Below are 15,284 nucleotides of genomic sequence, written 5' to 3' on the forward strand. Positions count from 1 at the left end.
TCAGGCACCTGCGTCGTGGGTCTGGGCGTCGGGCTTGACCCGCACGTCGAGGCGCTTCATCCGCTCGAGGATCTTGTCGGCGGTCGGCTCACGCATCTCGTCGACGACGCGGCCGTCGGCCAGGAACACGACACGGTCGGTGTGGGCAGCGGCGACCGGGTCGTGGGTGACCATCACGATGGTCTGCCCGAACTCGTCGACACTGCGCCGCAGGAACCCCAGCACCTCGGCACCGGAGGTGGAGTCCAGGTTGCCGGTCGGCTCGTCCGCGAAGACGATCTCGGGCTGGCTCACCAGGGCCCGGGCGCAGGCCACCCGCTGCTGCTGGCCACCGGACAGCTCGTTCGGGCGGTGGCTGAGCCGGTCACGAAGCCCGACCGTCTGGATCACGGTGTCGAACCACGCCGGGTCTGCCTTGCGCCCGGCAATCGCCAGGGGCAGGAGGATGTTCTCCTCCGCGTTGAGCGTCGGGATCAGGTTGAACGACTGGAAGACGAACCCGATCCGGTCGCGGCGCAGCGTCGTCAGCGCCTTGTCCTTCAGGCGGGTGATGTCGACGTCGCCGATGTAGACCTCACCGCTGGTCACGGCGTCCAGCCCGGCCGCGCAGTGCATCATCGTCGACTTGCCCGAACCCGAGGGCCCCATGATCGCCGTGAACTCGCCACGGGCCAGGTCCAGGGTCACCCCGTCGAGGGCGCGGACCTGGGCCTCGCCCTTGCCGTAGACCTTGTGCAGGTCGACGACACGAGCGGCCGCCGCGCGGGTGTGGGCCGCCGCAGGGGCGTCGGCGGTCAAGGGTGTCGCAGTCATCTCAGGCTCCCGGCTCATGGTGGATTCCGTTCTCCTCAAAGGTAGGGACGTGACTCCTGCGACGCATTCAGGTTCGACCCTGAGCCCACCCTGAGTGAACCCCCAGTCCACCTACCGACTGTCCACCCAACGGTGGACGGCCGCTGAACGTGCCGGGGCAGCTCGTCCGCAGCAGCATCGTCGGCCTGGTTCGGCGGTTCTCCGAACAAGTCGGGCGAACCGGTCAGAGCACGGCGACCCGCGCCACCTGGCGCAGGTCCGGGGCGTCGTACTGCTCCCCGCGCACCTCGCCGGCCTCCCAGCGCAGCACCAGCCCGCGACCGCGGACCTCGAGGGTGGCCAGGTTGTTGTCGAACCACGGCCCGTCCGTCACGTCCCACTGGTATGGCGCGTTGGGCACCTTCTCGGTGTGCCGCACCAGCCGCTCGAGCGGGCGGGCCAGTCCCTTGCCGAGGAACGCCTGCCCGACGCGCACCTGGCGCGGCAGCGGGTTGCGGATGGGCGAGCAGACCGCCTGCACGATGGTGCTGCTCCCGGCGCCGAGCTGGTCGGCGCCGATCCGGGTGACGTAGGAGTTGTGGACGTCGCCCGAGAGGAAGGTGATCGTGCCGGGTGCGCGGCCACGCTGGCCGTGCGCGACCTCGACGACCATGTCGAGCACCGCCGCGAAGCCCTCCTGGAAGGCCGCCCAGTGCTCGAGGTCGAGCGCCCGTCGCATCTTCTCCCCGAACCTCGCGACCCGGGGACCCCAGGCACCACTGGCCATGGCCTCGTTGATCGCCTCGAGGTCGTGGATGCCCTGCGCGATGAGGAACGGCAGCGAGGTGCCGATGAAGAGGTGGTCGACATCGCCGTGCAGCTGGTCGTCGAGCCAGGCCAGCTCGTCGTCGTCGAGGATCGAACGACGGCCGGGTTGCAGCACCCGGGCCGCGCGTGAGTCGACCACCACGAGCCTGGACTCGCCCAGGTCGCGGGCATAGCTCCAGCGGTAGGTCTCCGGGTGGGCGTCGACCCGCTCGGCGAGCTCGTCGAGCACCCGGGTGAGGTCGAGCTCGTCGCTCGAGCCGGACTCCGCGTGGGCGGTGACCCGGCGCCATACCTCGTCGTCGGCGAGCTCCTCGGGCGAGAGGTTGCCGACGTGCTGGTAGACCCAGTAGGACGCCAGCCCACCGACGATGCGTTCGTGCCACCACGAGGTCTGGTTCATCTCGCGGTGCCAGCTCTGCGAGGTGTTCCAGTCGTCGCGGATGTCGTGGTCGTCGAAGATCATCGCGCTCGGCAAGGTCGAGAGCAGCCAGCGGTTCAGCGGGTCGGTCCACGCGAGCCAGTAGAGGTGGGCGTACTCCTCGAAGTCCTTCAGCTCCTCGCCCGGCGGTTCCTCGAGGCTGCGGCGCTGCGCGATGTAGTCCCGCATCTGCTCGCTGGTCTCGTCGGCATAGACCTGGTCGCCGAGGAAGCACACCAGGTGCGGCCAGTCGGACTCCTGCCGCTCCGGCCGGCTCAGGTGGTGGGCGTAGGCGCGCAGGGCGTCGACGCCGTTGCTCTTGTTGCCCTCTGCGTCGTGCGGGACGCTCGTGCGACACGACCCGAACGCCATCCGGGTGGGCTCGCTGTGCCGCAGGGTGCGGATCCGGCTCGGCGGCAGGTCGGGGTGCTTCGGCTCGTGGTGCGGCCAGACCCGCTGCTCGCCGAGGTCGACGGTGTAGTCGCTGGTCGTCCCCGGCTCGAGGCCGTCGAGCACGACGAGGGCGTAGTGCCGGTCGTGCGCGCTGAAGGTGGGCGTCGACCACTCCCGGTCGAAGGCCCGGACCCGCACGGTGGCGGCGTCGCGGGTCTGCACCCAGATGGTCGCCGACGTCTCCCCCACGTAGCGCAGCAGCGGACCCAGGACGAGTGGACCGGAAGGACCGGAGGGGGAAGTCGGCACGAGGACCGTTCTACACGGCATCCCCGAGACGTGGGGCGCAGGGTCACGAACTGGTGCGCGAACGACCGAGGGCGGCCCACCTCGCGGTGGACCGCCCTCGGGCGTCGTGGCGTATGCCGGGTGGCTGGCTCAGAAGCCCATGCCACCCATCTCGTCGCCACCGGGAGCCATCGGCGCAGCCTTCTCGGGCTTGTCGGCGATGACGGCCTCGGTGGTGAGGAACAGCGCGGCGATCGACGCGGCGTTCTGGAGCGCTGAACGCGTCACCTTGGCCGGGTCGATGATGCCCGCGGAGATGAGGTCGACGTACTCGCCGGTGGCGGCGTTGAGACCCCAGCCGGCGTCGAGCGTGCTGACCTTCTCCGTCACGACGCCACCCTCGAGACCGGCGTTGATCGCGATCTGCTTGAGCGGAGCGGAGGCTGCGACGCGAACGATGTTCGCACCGGTGGCCTCGTCACCCTCGAGCTCGAGCTTCTCGAACGCGGCCTTGGTCGCCTGGAGCAGGGCCACGCCACCACCGGCGACGATCCCCTCCTCGACGGCAGCCTTGGCGTTGCGCACGGCGTCCTCGATGCGGTGCTTGCGCTCCTTGAGCTCGACCTCGGTCGCGGCACCGGCCTTGATGACTGCGACGCCGCCGGCCAGCTTGGCCAGGCGCTCCTGCAGCTTCTCGCGGTCGTAGTCGCTGTCCGACTTGTCGATCTCGGCGCGGATCTGGTTGACGCGACCCTGGATCTGGTCGGCGTCGCCGGCACCCTCGACGATGGTCGTCTCGTCCTTGGTGACGACGACCTTGCGGGCGCGGCCGAGCAGGTCGAGCTCCGCGGTGTCGAGCTTGAGGCCGACCTCCTCGGAGATGACCTGGCCACCGGTGAGGATGGCGATGTCGGCCAGCATGGCCTTGCGGCGGTCACCGAAGCCGGGGGCCTTGACGGCGACCGACTTGAAGGTGCCACGGATCTTGTTGACCACCAGGGTCGACAGCGCCTCGCCGTCGACGTCCTCGGCGATGATCAGCAGCGGCTTGCCGGACTGCATGACCTTCTCGAGGAGGGGCAGCAGGTCCTTGATGCCGGAGATCTTGGAGTTCACGACGAGGACGTAGGGGTCCTCGAGCACGGCCTCCATGCGCTCGGTGTCGGTGACGAAGTAGTGGCTGATGTAGCCCTTGTCGAAGCGCATGCCCTCGGTGAGCTCGAGCTCGAGGCCGAAGGTGTTGCTCTCCTCGACGGTGATGACGCCTTCCTTGCCGACCTTGTCCATGGCCTCGGCGATCATCTCGCCGATCTGGGGGTCAGCAGCGGAGATCGAGGCGGTCGAAGCGATCTGCTCCTTGGTCTCGACGTCCTTGGCCATCTCGAGCAGCTGGGCGGAGACGGCCTCGGTGGCCTTCTCGATGCCCCGCTTGAGGGCCATCGGGTTGGCGCCTGCGGCGACGTTGCGCAGACCCTCCTTGACGAGGGCCTGGGCGAGGACGGTGGCCGTGGTGGTGCCGTCGCCAGCGACGTCATCGGTCTTCTTGGCGACCTCCTTGACCAGCTCGGCGCCGATCTTCTCGTACGGGTCGTCGAGCTCGATCTCCTTGGCGATGGACACGCCATCGTTGGTGATCGTGGGGGCTCCCCACTTCTTCTCGAGGACGACGTTGCGGCCCTTCGGGCCGAGGGTGACGCGGACGGCGTCGGCGAGGGTGTTCATACCCCGCTCGAGACCGCGGCGAGCCTCTTCATCGAAAGCGATGATCTTGGCCATTCGGGTGGTTCCTCCCACGCGAAACGTAAGCGGTGACCAGCGGGTGCCCGCGACGGACGGTCCGCTTCGCCTGGCGCACGTCGCCACGCTCCCCGGACCTCACCTGGACTGGCCTGGATTGTCACTCTCAGGGTGAGAGTGCTAACGCCATTATTGGCACTCTCCCCCGGCGAGTGCAAACGGGTCCCGGCCACCACCACCCCGGCTCGGGGTCTTTGAGTGTTTTGACGGAGCCTGACCCCTCGGATCCTCAAAGACTGCGCTCTGGGAGGGTTCCGTGCGGGGCTTGCACGGTGGGACAGTCAGCGCATGGCTGCCCACGATCCGTTCGAGGTGTCGAACTTCCTCGTCGACTACGGCGGGGCCAGCGGCGCCTCGACGTTCTCGCACGTCGACCTGCCGGTGGCGGTCCTCGACGAGATCGCCTACCGGTCGGGCAACGACCGCGCCAACGAGCCGCGCAAGCAGCCCGGGCTGGCGAGCTACTCGCACCTCGTGCTGACCCGCGGCCTCACCTCCGACCTCGACCTGTGGACCTGGTGGGAGTCGACCCGCAACGGCGACGCGTCCGACCGCGACGTGCAGGTCCGGCTGCTCGACAGCACCGGTCAGCTGGTCATGGTCTGGATGTTCCGCAATGCCTTCCCGGCCGTCTACCGGGTCAGCCCGCTCGACGCCGCCTCCAGCGACGTCGTGCTCGAGACGCTCGAGCTCGCCTTCGACACGATGGACATCGAGGCCCCGTAGCGGGCGAGCGGGACCAAACCCAGGTGCGGACGGGTCCGAGCCGCGCCTACCGTCGACCCATGGACCGGACCGCCGTGATGGCAGCCGTGGAGCGCGCCTTCGAGGAGACCTCGCACGGCCTGGCGCCGTGGCCGGACCCGCGCCCCGACGGCCGCGCTCCCCTCGAGGAGGAGTACTCGCGCCTGCTCGACCCGGCGAAGTACCGGCTCCTCGGCGCCAGGTTCGAGGCGTGGGCCCGGGTGCTCGAGTCGGAGGGCTGGTGCCGTCGCGAGCCGGATGCCGACGTCGAGTGGGTGGACCTCCCGGGCGTGGCCGTCACCCGCACCGAACGGCTGGCGCCCACCCGCTCGGGTGCCCTGGACCTCGCAGTCGTCCACAGCCGGATCGACACGTGCGACGAGGCCGGTCTCGTCCTCGGGGTCGGGACGCCGGCCATCCACGTGGGTGACTTCCCGGGCTGCGGCTGCGACGCCTGCGACGCCGGGTCCGAGCCGCTGCTCGAGGATCTCGACGAGACGCTGTGGGGGCTGGTGAGCGGCGCCTTCGTCGATGTGAGCGACGGCGAGCGCTGGGCGCGGTCGTTCGGCGATCGTGGCGCCGCCTCCGGCCTCACGGCAGGCGACTACGAGGCGTGGTTGGCCGACCCCGGGGACCGGCTGGTCACTCGCGGCGCGGCATGGGACGCCGGCTGAGCGCCCCTCAGAGGAGGGTGCGCAGGGTGGCGTCGGCCTCCGAGTCCACCGGGTCGTCGAGGTCACCGATGAAGACCGCGTATGCCGTGCGCGCCGGGTTGGCGTCCAGCTCACCGAGGATGCCGCGCCAGGCCGCGAGGTTGGGGTGGTCGAGGGTGGTGCAGGCCTCAGCCGGGAGCAGGGTCTCCACGGCGGCCGCCAGCTGCGAGCGGGTCAGCTCGTAGGTCTGGGTGCCGTTGGCGTGGCCCAGGAGCTTCGCGAGCACCACGGCGGGCAGGCCGTGCCGGCCGCCCGGCGCGTTGACGTGCGGGAACTCCAGCTCCGGGGAGGAGGAGGCGGGGCTGATGCCCACGGCATACGCGACCGGTGCGGACCAGCCGTCGATGGTGGCGGCGAGCGCGTCCTTGATCGCGGCGAGGCCTTCGGGGGTGCTCCAGTCGGGCTCCATCAGGCCATCCTGACAGCCGACGGGAAGGCGTCGCGCCAGGAGCGCAGGTCGACGGCGCCGTTGGCGACGGACTCGGCGGCCAGCACGGCGTGGCCGACCGCACGCGTCACGCAGTCGCCGGCGGCGACCATCAGCGCGTGCAGGTCGGGCAGCTCGGGCGCGGGCCGCGCGCCCGTCGCCAGCGTGAACAACGTGTCGCCGTCGAGCAACGTGTGCACCGGGTGCACGGCGCGCGCCAGGCCGTCATGGGCCAGCCCGCTGACCTTCTGGCACTGCGCCTTGGTCAGCGTCGCGTCGGTCGCGATGACCCCGATCGTCGTGGCCATCCCGGGTCGCACCGGCTGCCCCTCGTAGGCCGCGACGGCACGCGCGCGGGCGGCGCCCAGCTCCGCGGCGCTGGGCGAGCCCACGTGGGCGAACTCGTCGCCGAGGCCGAGGCGGGCGGCCAGCAGCTCGCCGGTGCGCTCGTCGTAGGGGGCCCCGAAAGAGTTGAGGGCGACCAGGGCCGCGACCGTGGTGCCGTCGTCGAGCACCGCGCTCGCCGAGCCGACGGCGCCCTTGAGCCCTCCCGCACGGGCGCCGGTGCCGGCGCCGACGCACCCCTGTGGCGCGGCGTCGGTCGAGGCCGCGGCGAACGCGTCGGCACCGTCCTGCGCGGTCGGGGCGTTCGCGAAGTCGCCACCGCCGCGGCCGAGGTCGAACAGCACGGCCGCCGGCACGATCGGCACCACCTGGCCCGGCTCGCCCATCGGCCAACCCAGCCCGGCGGCATACAGCTCCCTTGCGACTCCGTCAGCGGCGGCGAGCCCGAACGCGCTGCCCCCGGTGAGCACCACCGCGTTGACCCGGTCGACCAGGTTGCGGGGGTCCAGGAGGTCGGTCTCCCGGGTGCCCGGCGCCCCGCCCCTGACGTCGACGCCGGCCACCGCGCCGGCGTCGGGCGCGACGACGATGGTGCAGCCGGTCAGCCAGCCGTCCTCCCGGCGGCTGGCGTGGCCGACCCGGAGGCCGGGCACGTCGGTGAGGGTGTTCGAGGGACCCGGGCGCATCACTCGGGCTTCGCGTCGATGACGCAGAACCGGTTGCCGTCGGGGTCCTCGAGGACCTCGAAGTCCCGCTCCCCCTCGGGGTAGTGCCAGTTGGTGACCCGACTCGCACCGAGGCCGACGAGCCGCTCGATCTCGGCCGCCTGGTCGTGTGCATAGAGGTCGAGGTGGATGTGGGGCACCGGGCGCGGGCCGGTGTCGCCAAGGTTGAGCGAGAGGTTCGGACCGACGCCGTCACGGGGGCGCAGGACCACCCAGTCGGGTTCGGGCTCCTCACGCGGCTCGTAGTCGAGCGCGGCCGCCCAGAAGGCCATCGCCCGGGGGACGTCGCGGACGTTGACGACGATCGAACCGATCCTGAAGGCAGCACCCATCACAGCTCCATCCGGTGGGCGCGGGCGTCCGGCACGAAACCCACGCGCTCCACCATCGCGGTGGTGTGGACACCGGCCTGGATGCGGACCGACTGCAGGCCCGAGTCGCGCGCCCAGCTCGCGGCGGCCCTGAGCAGCACCTCGCCCACGCCGATCCCGCGATGCTCGGGGCGCACGAAGAAGGTGTCGACCGCGAGCTCGGCACCGGACCCGGGTGGTCGGCCCGGCCACGGCAGCGGCTCCACGACGGTGGCCTGGAGGAACCCGGCGTGCTCGTCACCCGCCTCGGCGATCCACACGGGATGCGTCGTGGCGGTCGCCAGCCAGGCCCGCGCGTGGCGGTCGAGGAAGCCGGGCTCCGCCGCGCCCTCGCGATGGCGGGCGCACTGGATCACCAGCGCCGCGACGACCAGTGCGTCGTCGGGACCGGCCAACCGGGTGCGCACCTCTCCCACGCCCGAAGTCAACCACGCGGCAGGGGCCCGGTCACCGTCCTCGACGCAACCGGGGCGGGACGCAACAACGCCCGTACAGTCGGTTCTGCACGGGCGTTGGTGACCTGGGGGGCTCGGTCAGAGCTGGATGCCCAACCGTCGTGCGCTGCGGGCGCGCTGGCGCGAGGAGCGCAGCCGGCGCAGCCGCTTGATCAGCATCGGGTCGGCCTCGAGCGCGGCCTGGGAGTCGATCAGGGCGTTGAGCACCTGGTAGTAGCGCGTGGCGCTCATGTCGAACAGCTCGCGGATCGCCTGCTCCTTGGCCCCGGCGTACTTCCACCACTGGCGCTCGAAGGCGATGATCTCGCGGTCACGGTCGCTCAGCTCGGTGGTGACGCTGACCTGACCCTGCTCGTGTGCGGCGTTCAACTCTCTCGACCCATCTGTGCTTGAGGTGCTGGCTCGCCGTTGCGGCGCGTGTTGTCCGTGCGTGTAGCGGCAACTATACGGAGCGAATCACAAGCTTGTCATTCCACTCGCGTAGTCCGAATGGACCGGTCTGAACCGCTCTGGTCACACCCGTCACAGTCGTCCCAGCAGGGCCGTCCAGTCCCACGGTCCCAGGCAGGTTTCGTTGCGATCGGCGAGTGGTTGACGCGGGGCGACGCCCTCGGGACGAGTCAGGCCATCGTGTCGAGGATCGCGCTGATGTCGTCCTCGGAGGTGCGCGGGTTGACGATCGCGAAACGGGTCAGGGTCTCGCCCTCGTGAGAGGTCGGCACGACGAACGCGAACTGGTCCGCGAGCAGCCGGTCGGACCACTCCTGGTACTGCGCCGCCGTCCAGCCGATGCGTCGGAACACCACCACCGAGAGGTCCGGCTCGCGGACCACCTCGACGTAGTCGCGCCGGCCGATCTCCTCGGCGGCGAACCGGGTCACCTCCAGGGTGCGCTCGATGGCGTCGCGGTAGGCGTCCGTGCCGTGCGTCGCCAGCGAGAACCAGAACGGCAGGCCTCGGGCGCGTCGGGTCAGGCCGACCGAGTAGTCGGTCGGGTTCCAGTCGGGCTTGTCGGTGAGGACGTCGAGGTATGACGCGTGCTGGGTGTGCGCGGCCCGCGCCAGCGCGGGCTGGCGGTAGAGCAGCGCGCAGCAGTCGAACGGCGCGAACAGCCACTTGTGGGGATCGACGATGAACGAGTCGCAGTGCTCGACGCCGGCGTAGAGGTGGCGCACCGAGGGCGCCGCGAGACCGGCACCGCCGTAGGCGCCGTCGACGTGGAACCAGATGCCGAACTCGCGGCACACCTCGGCCACCGAGGCCAGGTCGTCGACGATCCCGAAGTTGGTGGTGCCACTGGTCGCGACCACGGCGAAGAAGGTCTCGGGGCCGTTCGCGACCAGGACCTCTCGCAGCGCCGCGCCGGTCAGCCGACCCAGGTCGTCGACCTCCACCCCGACCAGCTCGGCATCCATGACGTCGCACGCCGACTGGATCGAGGAGTGCGCGCCATGCGTTGCCGCCACCCGCCACGGCCGCGCACCCGGCCCCGTGCGCGCCTCGCGGGCGGCCGTCATGCGAGCGGTGTGTCGGGCGGCCACGAGCGCCGACAGGTTGCCGATCGTGCCGCCGGGCACGAACACGCCACCGGCCTCCGGCGGCAGCCCGACGAGGTCGGCGATCCACCGCAGCGCCTGGTTCTCGGCATAGACGGCGCCGCCGCCCTCGAGCCAGGAGCCGCCGTAGATGGACGAGGCGCCGACCACGAGGTCGAACATCGCCGCGGCCTCGGTGGGTGCGCAGGGGATGAAGGAGAGGTAGCGCGGGTGGTCGGTGGAGATGCAGGCGAGTGCCAGGTCCTCCTCGAAGAGCTTGAGCGCCGCGAGGCCGCCGATGCCGCCGGTGGTGATGGTCTGGCCGGCCTTGGCGTCGAGCTCGGCGAGCGTCATCGGGCCGTCGAGCGGCACCGGGTCGAGCTTCAGGCGGTCGGCGGAGTAGGCGAGGATCGCGTCGCCGAGGGCCTCGAGGTTCTGGTCGCTGTAGCCGTGCACGCGGCGAGTCTAGGACCCCGGGCCCCCGTCGCTATCCCCTGCAAAAGGCGAGTTGGCGCCGCTCGGCGGCGCGGCGGGCAAGCGCGGTAGGCAAGCGCGGCGGGCAAGCGCGGTCAGCGCCTGTCAGCGCGGGTCAGCGCGGGTCAGCGCGGCGGCGCAGCGAACAGCGCCGCCCGCAGACCCGCGACGTCGGTCACGAGCGCGTCGGGACCGGTCGCGGCGAGCGCGGCCTCCAGCCCGGCGCCCCAGGTGACCGCCACCGCCGCCATGCCGGCGGCCCGCGCCGCCTCGACGTCGACGGTCGCGTCACCCACGTAGACGCAGTCGTATGCCGCGGCGCCGAGCTGCGCCGCGGCATACAGCAGGGGTGCGGGGTGGGGCTTGTGGAGGGTGGTCTCCTCCTGGCCGGCGAGCACGTCGATGCGGTCGGCGAGGCCGACGGCCCGCAGTCCGAGGCGCACGGTCTCGCCCTTCTTGCTGGAGACGACACCGGTGCGCGCGCCGCCGGCGTGCAGGTCGTCGAGCAGGTCCGGCATGCCCTCGACGGTGCGGATCAGGTCGTCGTGGTTGGCGAGGTTCCAGGTGCGGTAGACGTCGGTCAGCTCGGCCCCCGCCCGGGGTAGCGCTCCTCCAGCACGGGCTGGAGCGGGCGGCCGATCCACGACCGCACCTCGTCGTCGGAGGTCACCTCGCCGAGGACCGAGCCGATCGCGTGGTGGTAGGAGGCGACGATGAGGGGGATCGTGTCGGCAAGGGTGCCGTCGAAGTCGAAGAGGACGACCGGCCAGCGGGGAGTCACGGCTCGAGGCTAACGAGGTGCCGAGCGGTCCCGGCGCGGCACCCGACCGGAGCCCTTGGAGAGGATGTCGGTTTCCGCCATGGCGGATCCCCGACAGTCTTTCTGGAGGGTGGGATCGGAGGTTGTCAACGCAACTTTCGCGTGCACAGAATGCCCCCGGGAACCTGCACCATCCGCACCGTCAACACCACTGTCAAGGGGACGCCTGTGCCTCAGCTCACCGCCACCCCGCGTGACATCACCTCCAGCGAGGCGGCGTCCTACGGTTCGCTGACCGACGAGGAAGCCATGCCGCGCGACCGGGCTGAGGCGACCGCCACACTGCTCAAGGCAGTCGCCGACCCGGTCCGGCTCCAGCTGCTCTCGCTGATCCGCGCCACCAAGAACCACGAGGCCTGCGTCTGCGACCTGACCCCGGCGGTCGGGCTGAGCCAGCCCACGGTGAGCCACCACCTCAAGGTGCTGACCGAGGCCGGCCTCGTGACGAGGGAGCGTCGCGGCACGTGGGCCTGGTTCCAGCTGGTGCCCTCGCGGCTCGACGACCTGGCCGCGATCTTCGTCTGATCCCGTCAGCAGTCGGTGTCGAGCATGTCCTCGACGGCGGCCTTCTCGGCGCTGTCGACCTCGAGGTCCCAGTAGTACTTCACGTTGATCCACTCCCGGACGTACTCGCACCGCCAGCCGGCGCTGGTCGGCTGCCACTCGGCCGGGTCCTGGTCGCCCTTGCTGCGGTTGCTCGAGGCCGACACGGCGATCAGCTGCGGCCGGGTCAGGTCGTTGGCGAACTCCTTGCGCTCGGTGCTGGTCCAGCCACTCGCCCCCGACCCCCAGGCCTCGGCCAGCGGGACCACGTGGTCGATGTCGAACGTCGACGGGTCCGTGGTGGTCACGCCGTCGTAGACGCTGGTCCACGAGCCCTTGGTGGCCTTGCAGGCCGAGTCGACGACGACGCCGCTGCCGTCTCGCTTGATCACCGTCTCCCGGGTGTCGCAGCCCGTCGTGATGGTGATCCAGTGCGTGAACAGCGACCGGTCGTAGCCCGCGTTGTCCTCGGCACCGACGGTGAGGTCGGCCAGCTGGTCGCGCGAGTCGGACACCGACGGCGCCGGGGGTGGGAGCGCGGAGGCGGCGGTGGCGGCCACCGGCGCAGCGGCGAGGGCGAGGACGGATGCGGCGACGACGCGGGTCAGCAGGCTCATGGGGTTCGACCCTGCTCCGGCCGCGGGCCGCGTGGGCAACAGCGCGGCCAACGACCGGTCAGGATGTCGTCCGCGTTCGGCAAGGGTGGGGTCAACTGCCCCGGCCGTGGTCGGCGGGGCTAGTTTTCTGGGTATGCCGCCTGCTGCCCTGACCGAGCTCGTCCACCCCTCGTGGGCGGCTGCGCTGGAGCCGGTGGCGGAGACCGTCGCCTCGCTGGGCGAGTTCCTGCGTGGCGAGGTCGCGGCGGGACGGGGCTACCTGCCGGCGGGAAAGCACGTGCTGCGGGCCTTCGAGCGGCCACTCGACGACGTGCGCGTCCTCATCGTGGGGCAGGACCCCTACCCGACGCCGGGCCACGCGGTCGGGCTGTCCTTTTCCGTGGCTCCCGAGGTGCGACCGGTCCCCCGCTCGCTGCTCAACATCTACGCCGAGCTCGAGAGCGACCTCGGGCTCCCACGGCCGTCCTCGGGCGACCTGTCGCCCTGGGCCGACCAGGGAGTACTGCTGCTGAACCGCGTGCTGACGGTCGCGCCCGGCAAGCCGGCCAGCCACCGCGGCAAGGGCTGGGAGTCCGTCACGGCCGCAGCGATCACGGCCCTCGTCGAGCGGGGCGGACCACTCGTCGCGATCCTGTGGGGCCGGGACGCCCGGAACCTCGTTCCGCACCTGCCCGGCATACCGGCGATCGAGAGCGCCCACCCCTCCCCCCTCTCGGCGCACGCGGGCTTCTTCGGCAGCAAGCCGTTCAGCCGCGCCAACGAGCTACTCGCCCAGCAGGGCGCCACCCCGATCGACTGGAGGCTGCCGTGACCGACACCCCCTCACCCACCGACCCACCGTCATCCATCGACGCACCGTCACCCAGCGACGCCGGTCGCGGCGACGACAACCAGACCCACCTGCCCGAGCGGGGGAAGGTCTGGCACCGCTACGTCGCGATCGGCGACTCCTTCACCGAGGGCATGTCCGACGCCGACCCGGCGCGGGAGAACTCGTACGTCGGGTGGGCCGACCGGCTCGCCTCACACCTCGCCGGGATCGCGCACCGCGAGGGCGGCGACTTCGCCTACGCGAACCTCGCGGTGCGCGGCCGCCTGCTCGCCGACGTGATCGGCCCACAGCTCGACGCCGCGATCGAGCTCGGGCCCGACCTGGTCTCGATGGTCGGCGGCGGCAACGACATCCTGCGGCCCAAGGCCGACCTCGACGCGATCGCGGGGCGTCTCGAAGCCGCCGTGGTGCGGTTGCGGGCAGCCGGGGCCGACGTGCTCCTCGCCACCCCGACGGACCCGGTCGGAGCCCCGCTCCTGCGACACCTGCGGGGGCGGCACGCGATCCACTCCGCCAACATCTTCAGCATCGCCCAGCAGCACGGCGCCTACGTCATCAACCAGTGGGGCATGAAGGCGCTGCAGGACTTCCGGCTGTGGGCCGAGGACCGCATCCACATGACGACGGAAGGACACCGCCGGGTCGCGCTCAACGCGCTGTCGGCGCTCGGCCACGACACCGACCGGGCCGACTGGTCGACGCCTCTCCCGCCGGCCCCGCCGGTGGCCCGGCGCGAGTCGGCCGCTGCCAACGCCGAGTGGGCGAAGACGCACCTGGCGCCGTGGGTGCAGCGCCGCCTGCGCGGGGAGTCATCCGGAGACACCGTGACGGCCAAGCGCCCGGAGCTCACCCCCGTCGACCCCACCTGACCCGGCGCACACCCATGCAAAAGGCGAGTTAGCGCCGGGCAGACGGCTCTGACCTGCGCGATTCAAGTAGTAGGACGTCCTACTACTACCATCGGGGCATGCCTGCGACCCGTCTGATGCCCACCGAGGAGGGCCAGGACCTCATCGACCTCACGCGCGAGATCTGCCTCAAGGAGCTGCTGCCGCAGGCCTCCGAGGCGGAGCGCCGGGCGGCCACCACGCCCGAGCTGCCGCGCGACGCGTTCCGGGTGCTGGGGCAGGCCGGACTGCTGTCCCTGCCCTACCCCGAGGAGTTCGGGGGCGGCGGCCAGCCCTACGAGGTCTACCTCCAGGTCGTCGAGGAGATCGCCTCGGCGTGGATGTCGGTGGCCGTGGGCGTCTCGGTGCACTCGCTCACCTGCTACCCCGTCGCACAGTTCGGCACCCGGGCCCAACAGGAGGCCCTGCTGCCCGCGATGCTCTCGGGCGAGCAGCTCGGCGCCTACTGCCTCTCCGAGCGCGGGTCCGGCTCCGACGTCGCCTCCATGAGCACCCGGGCCACGGCCGACGACGACACCGACCCGACGGCATACACGCTGAAGGGCACGAAGGCCTGGATCAGCCACGCCGGCCACGCGGACTTCTACACCTCGTTCGTCCGGACCTCCGACGACGGTGGCCGCGGGCTCTCCTGCATCGTCGTGCCGGGCGACGCGCCCGGTCTGGCGTTCGGCGCCCCCGAGAAGAAGATGGGGCTGCACTGCGACACCGTCAGCGAGGTGCACTTCGAGGGTGTCGAGGTCAGCGCCGACCGGCTCGTCGGCGAGCGCGGCCAGGGCATGGCGATCGCGCTCTCCGCCCTCGACTCCGGGCGCCTCGGAATCGCGGCTGCCGCAACGGGTCTCGCCCAGGCAGCGCTCGACCACGCAGTCGCCTACTCCAAGGAGCGCGAGCAGTTCGGGCGGCCCATCGGCGACAACCAGGGACTCGCCTTCCTGCTCGCCGACATGGAGGCCGCGGTGACGTCGTCACGGGCCGCCTACCTCCACGCGGCGAGGTTGCACGACGCCGGTCGGTCCTTCACCAAGGAGGCCGCGGTCGCCAAGCTCGTGTGCACCGACAACGCCATGCGCGTCACCACCGACGCCGTGCAGGTGCTCGGCGGGGCGGGATACACGCAGGACTTCCCGCTCGAGCGGTTCATGCGTGAGGCCAAGGTGACCCAGATCTTCGAGGGCACCAACCAGATCCAGCGGCTCGTCATCAGCCGCCAGCTCCTGAAGAGCACGACCAGCTCGTCCAAGAGAGGCTGAGAACCC

Annotated in this window: 18 protein-coding genes; 6 read left to right on the plus strand and 12 right to left on the minus strand. The window is 71.3% G+C overall.

Translation table 11 applies throughout. The features are described from left to right. From BLQ34_RS12090 to groL, 3 genes are all read right to left on the minus strand, one after another. Positions 1–831, minus strand: a complete 831-nt coding sequence (locus BLQ34_RS12090) for an ABC transporter ATP-binding protein (protein ID WP_407946364.1) — start codon at positions 829–831, stop codon at positions 1–3. Positions 832–1,036: 205 nt separating this feature from the next. Then, entirely contained in the window at positions 1,037–2,740 is a 1,704-nt protein-coding gene (locus BLQ34_RS12095; RefSeq protein WP_231961101.1) for an alkaline phosphatase D family protein, read from the minus strand. Between the two features lie 129 nt (positions 2,741–2,869). After that, positions 2,870–4,495 (minus strand): chaperonin GroEL, encoded by a 1,626-nt coding sequence (gene groL / locus BLQ34_RS12100; protein WP_091785798.1) that lies wholly within the window; start codon positions 4,493–4,495, stop codon positions 2,870–2,872. A gap of 309 nt (positions 4,496–4,804) precedes the next feature. Between groL and BLQ34_RS12105 the strand changes: the two genes are divergently transcribed. Further along, positions 4,805–5,242, plus strand: coding sequence for a phage tail protein (locus BLQ34_RS12105; protein ID WP_091785801.1), 438 nt, complete (start codon positions 4,805–4,807; stop codon positions 5,240–5,242). A gap of 59 nt (positions 5,243–5,301) precedes the next feature. Next, the gene (locus BLQ34_RS12110; protein ID WP_091785803.1) at positions 5,302–5,934 is read left to right on the plus strand and encodes a DUF6226 family protein; all 633 of its coding nucleotides are present in this window, start codon (positions 5,302–5,304) and stop codon (positions 5,932–5,934) included. A gap of 7 nt (positions 5,935–5,941) precedes the next feature. Here BLQ34_RS12110 and BLQ34_RS12115 read toward each other — a convergent pair whose 3' ends face one another. The 8 genes from BLQ34_RS12115 to BLQ34_RS19440 all read right to left on the minus strand — a co-directional run bounded on the left by BLQ34_RS12115 (position 5,942) and on the right by BLQ34_RS19440 (position 11,086). After that, positions 5,942–6,382 carry a hypothetical protein gene (locus BLQ34_RS12115; protein WP_231961103.1) on the minus strand — a complete coding sequence of 147 codons (441 nt, stop codon included), beginning with the start codon at positions 6,380–6,382 and terminating at the stop codon, positions 5,942–5,944. Beyond that, on the minus strand, positions 6,382–7,431 hold the full coding sequence (locus BLQ34_RS12120; protein ID WP_091785809.1) for a P1 family peptidase: 1,050 nt from the start codon (positions 7,429–7,431) through the stop codon (positions 6,382–6,384). The genes BLQ34_RS12115 and BLQ34_RS12120 overlap by 1 nt, the downstream gene beginning before the upstream one ends. Next, positions 7,431–7,802: a VOC family protein gene (locus BLQ34_RS12125; protein ID WP_091785812.1), complete on the minus strand. Its 372-nt coding sequence runs from the start codon at positions 7,800–7,802 to the stop codon at positions 7,431–7,433. Before BLQ34_RS12125 ends, BLQ34_RS12120 begins: the two co-directional genes overlap by 1 nt. After that, the gene (locus BLQ34_RS12130; RefSeq protein WP_157693023.1) at positions 7,802–8,257 is read right to left on the minus strand and encodes a GNAT family N-acetyltransferase; all 456 of its coding nucleotides are present in this window, start codon (positions 8,255–8,257) and stop codon (positions 7,802–7,804) included. Before BLQ34_RS12130 ends, BLQ34_RS12125 begins: the two co-directional genes overlap by 1 nt. Positions 8,258–8,374: 117 nt before the next feature. Then, the gene (locus BLQ34_RS12135) at positions 8,375–8,665 is read right to left on the minus strand and encodes a DUF3263 domain-containing protein (protein ID WP_091785818.1); all 291 of its coding nucleotides are present in this window, start codon (positions 8,663–8,665) and stop codon (positions 8,375–8,377) included. 251 nt (positions 8,666–8,916) lie between these two features. Beyond that, positions 8,917–10,287: a pyridoxal phosphate-dependent decarboxylase family protein gene (locus BLQ34_RS12140; RefSeq protein ID WP_091785820.1), complete on the minus strand. Its 1,371-nt coding sequence runs from the start codon at positions 10,285–10,287 to the stop codon at positions 8,917–8,919. Positions 10,288–10,430: 143 nt separating this feature from the next. After that, on the minus strand, positions 10,431–10,949 hold the full coding sequence (locus tag BLQ34_RS12145; protein WP_269457290.1) for an HAD family hydrolase: 519 nt from the start codon (positions 10,947–10,949) through the stop codon (positions 10,431–10,433). Further along, positions 10,886–11,086 (minus strand): HAD family hydrolase, encoded by a 201-nt coding sequence (locus BLQ34_RS19440; RefSeq protein ID WP_269457291.1) that lies wholly within the window; start codon positions 11,084–11,086, stop codon positions 10,886–10,888. Before BLQ34_RS19440 ends, BLQ34_RS12145 begins: the two co-directional genes overlap by 64 nt. A 207-nt stretch (positions 11,087–11,293) precedes the next feature. Between BLQ34_RS19440 and BLQ34_RS12150 the strand changes: the two genes are divergently transcribed. After that, entirely contained in the window at positions 11,294–11,650 is a 357-nt protein-coding gene (locus BLQ34_RS12150; RefSeq protein ID WP_407946365.1) for an ArsR/SmtB family transcription factor, read from the plus strand. A 5-nt stretch (positions 11,651–11,655) separates the two neighbouring features. Here BLQ34_RS12150 and BLQ34_RS12155 read toward each other — a convergent pair whose 3' ends face one another. Continuing rightward, on the minus strand, positions 11,656–12,285 hold the full coding sequence (locus BLQ34_RS12155; protein WP_091785822.1) for an HNH endonuclease family protein: 630 nt from the start codon (positions 12,283–12,285) through the stop codon (positions 11,656–11,658). 133 nt (positions 12,286–12,418) lie between these two features. On the opposite strand from BLQ34_RS12155, the gene BLQ34_RS12160 reads away from it, so the two are divergent. From BLQ34_RS12160 to BLQ34_RS12170, 3 genes are all read left to right on the plus strand, one after another. Then, positions 12,419–13,096 carry a uracil-DNA glycosylase gene (locus tag BLQ34_RS12160; RefSeq protein WP_091785824.1) on the plus strand — a complete coding sequence of 226 codons (678 nt, stop codon included), beginning with the start codon at positions 12,419–12,421 and terminating at the stop codon, positions 13,094–13,096. 89 nt (positions 13,097–13,185) lie between these two features. Then, entirely contained in the window at positions 13,186–13,986 is an 801-nt protein-coding gene (locus tag BLQ34_RS12165) for an SGNH/GDSL hydrolase family protein (protein ID WP_269457337.1), read from the plus strand. Between the two features lie 98 nt (positions 13,987–14,084). After that, entirely contained in the window at positions 14,085–15,278 is a 1,194-nt protein-coding gene (locus BLQ34_RS12170; RefSeq protein ID WP_091785827.1) for an acyl-CoA dehydrogenase family protein, read from the plus strand. Positions 15,279–15,284 lie beyond the last annotated feature (6 nt).

The sequence above is a fragment of the Pedococcus dokdonensis genome (assembly GCF_900104525.1).
Lineage (GTDB): Bacteria > Actinomycetota > Actinomycetes > Actinomycetales > Dermatophilaceae > Pedococcus > Pedococcus dokdonensis.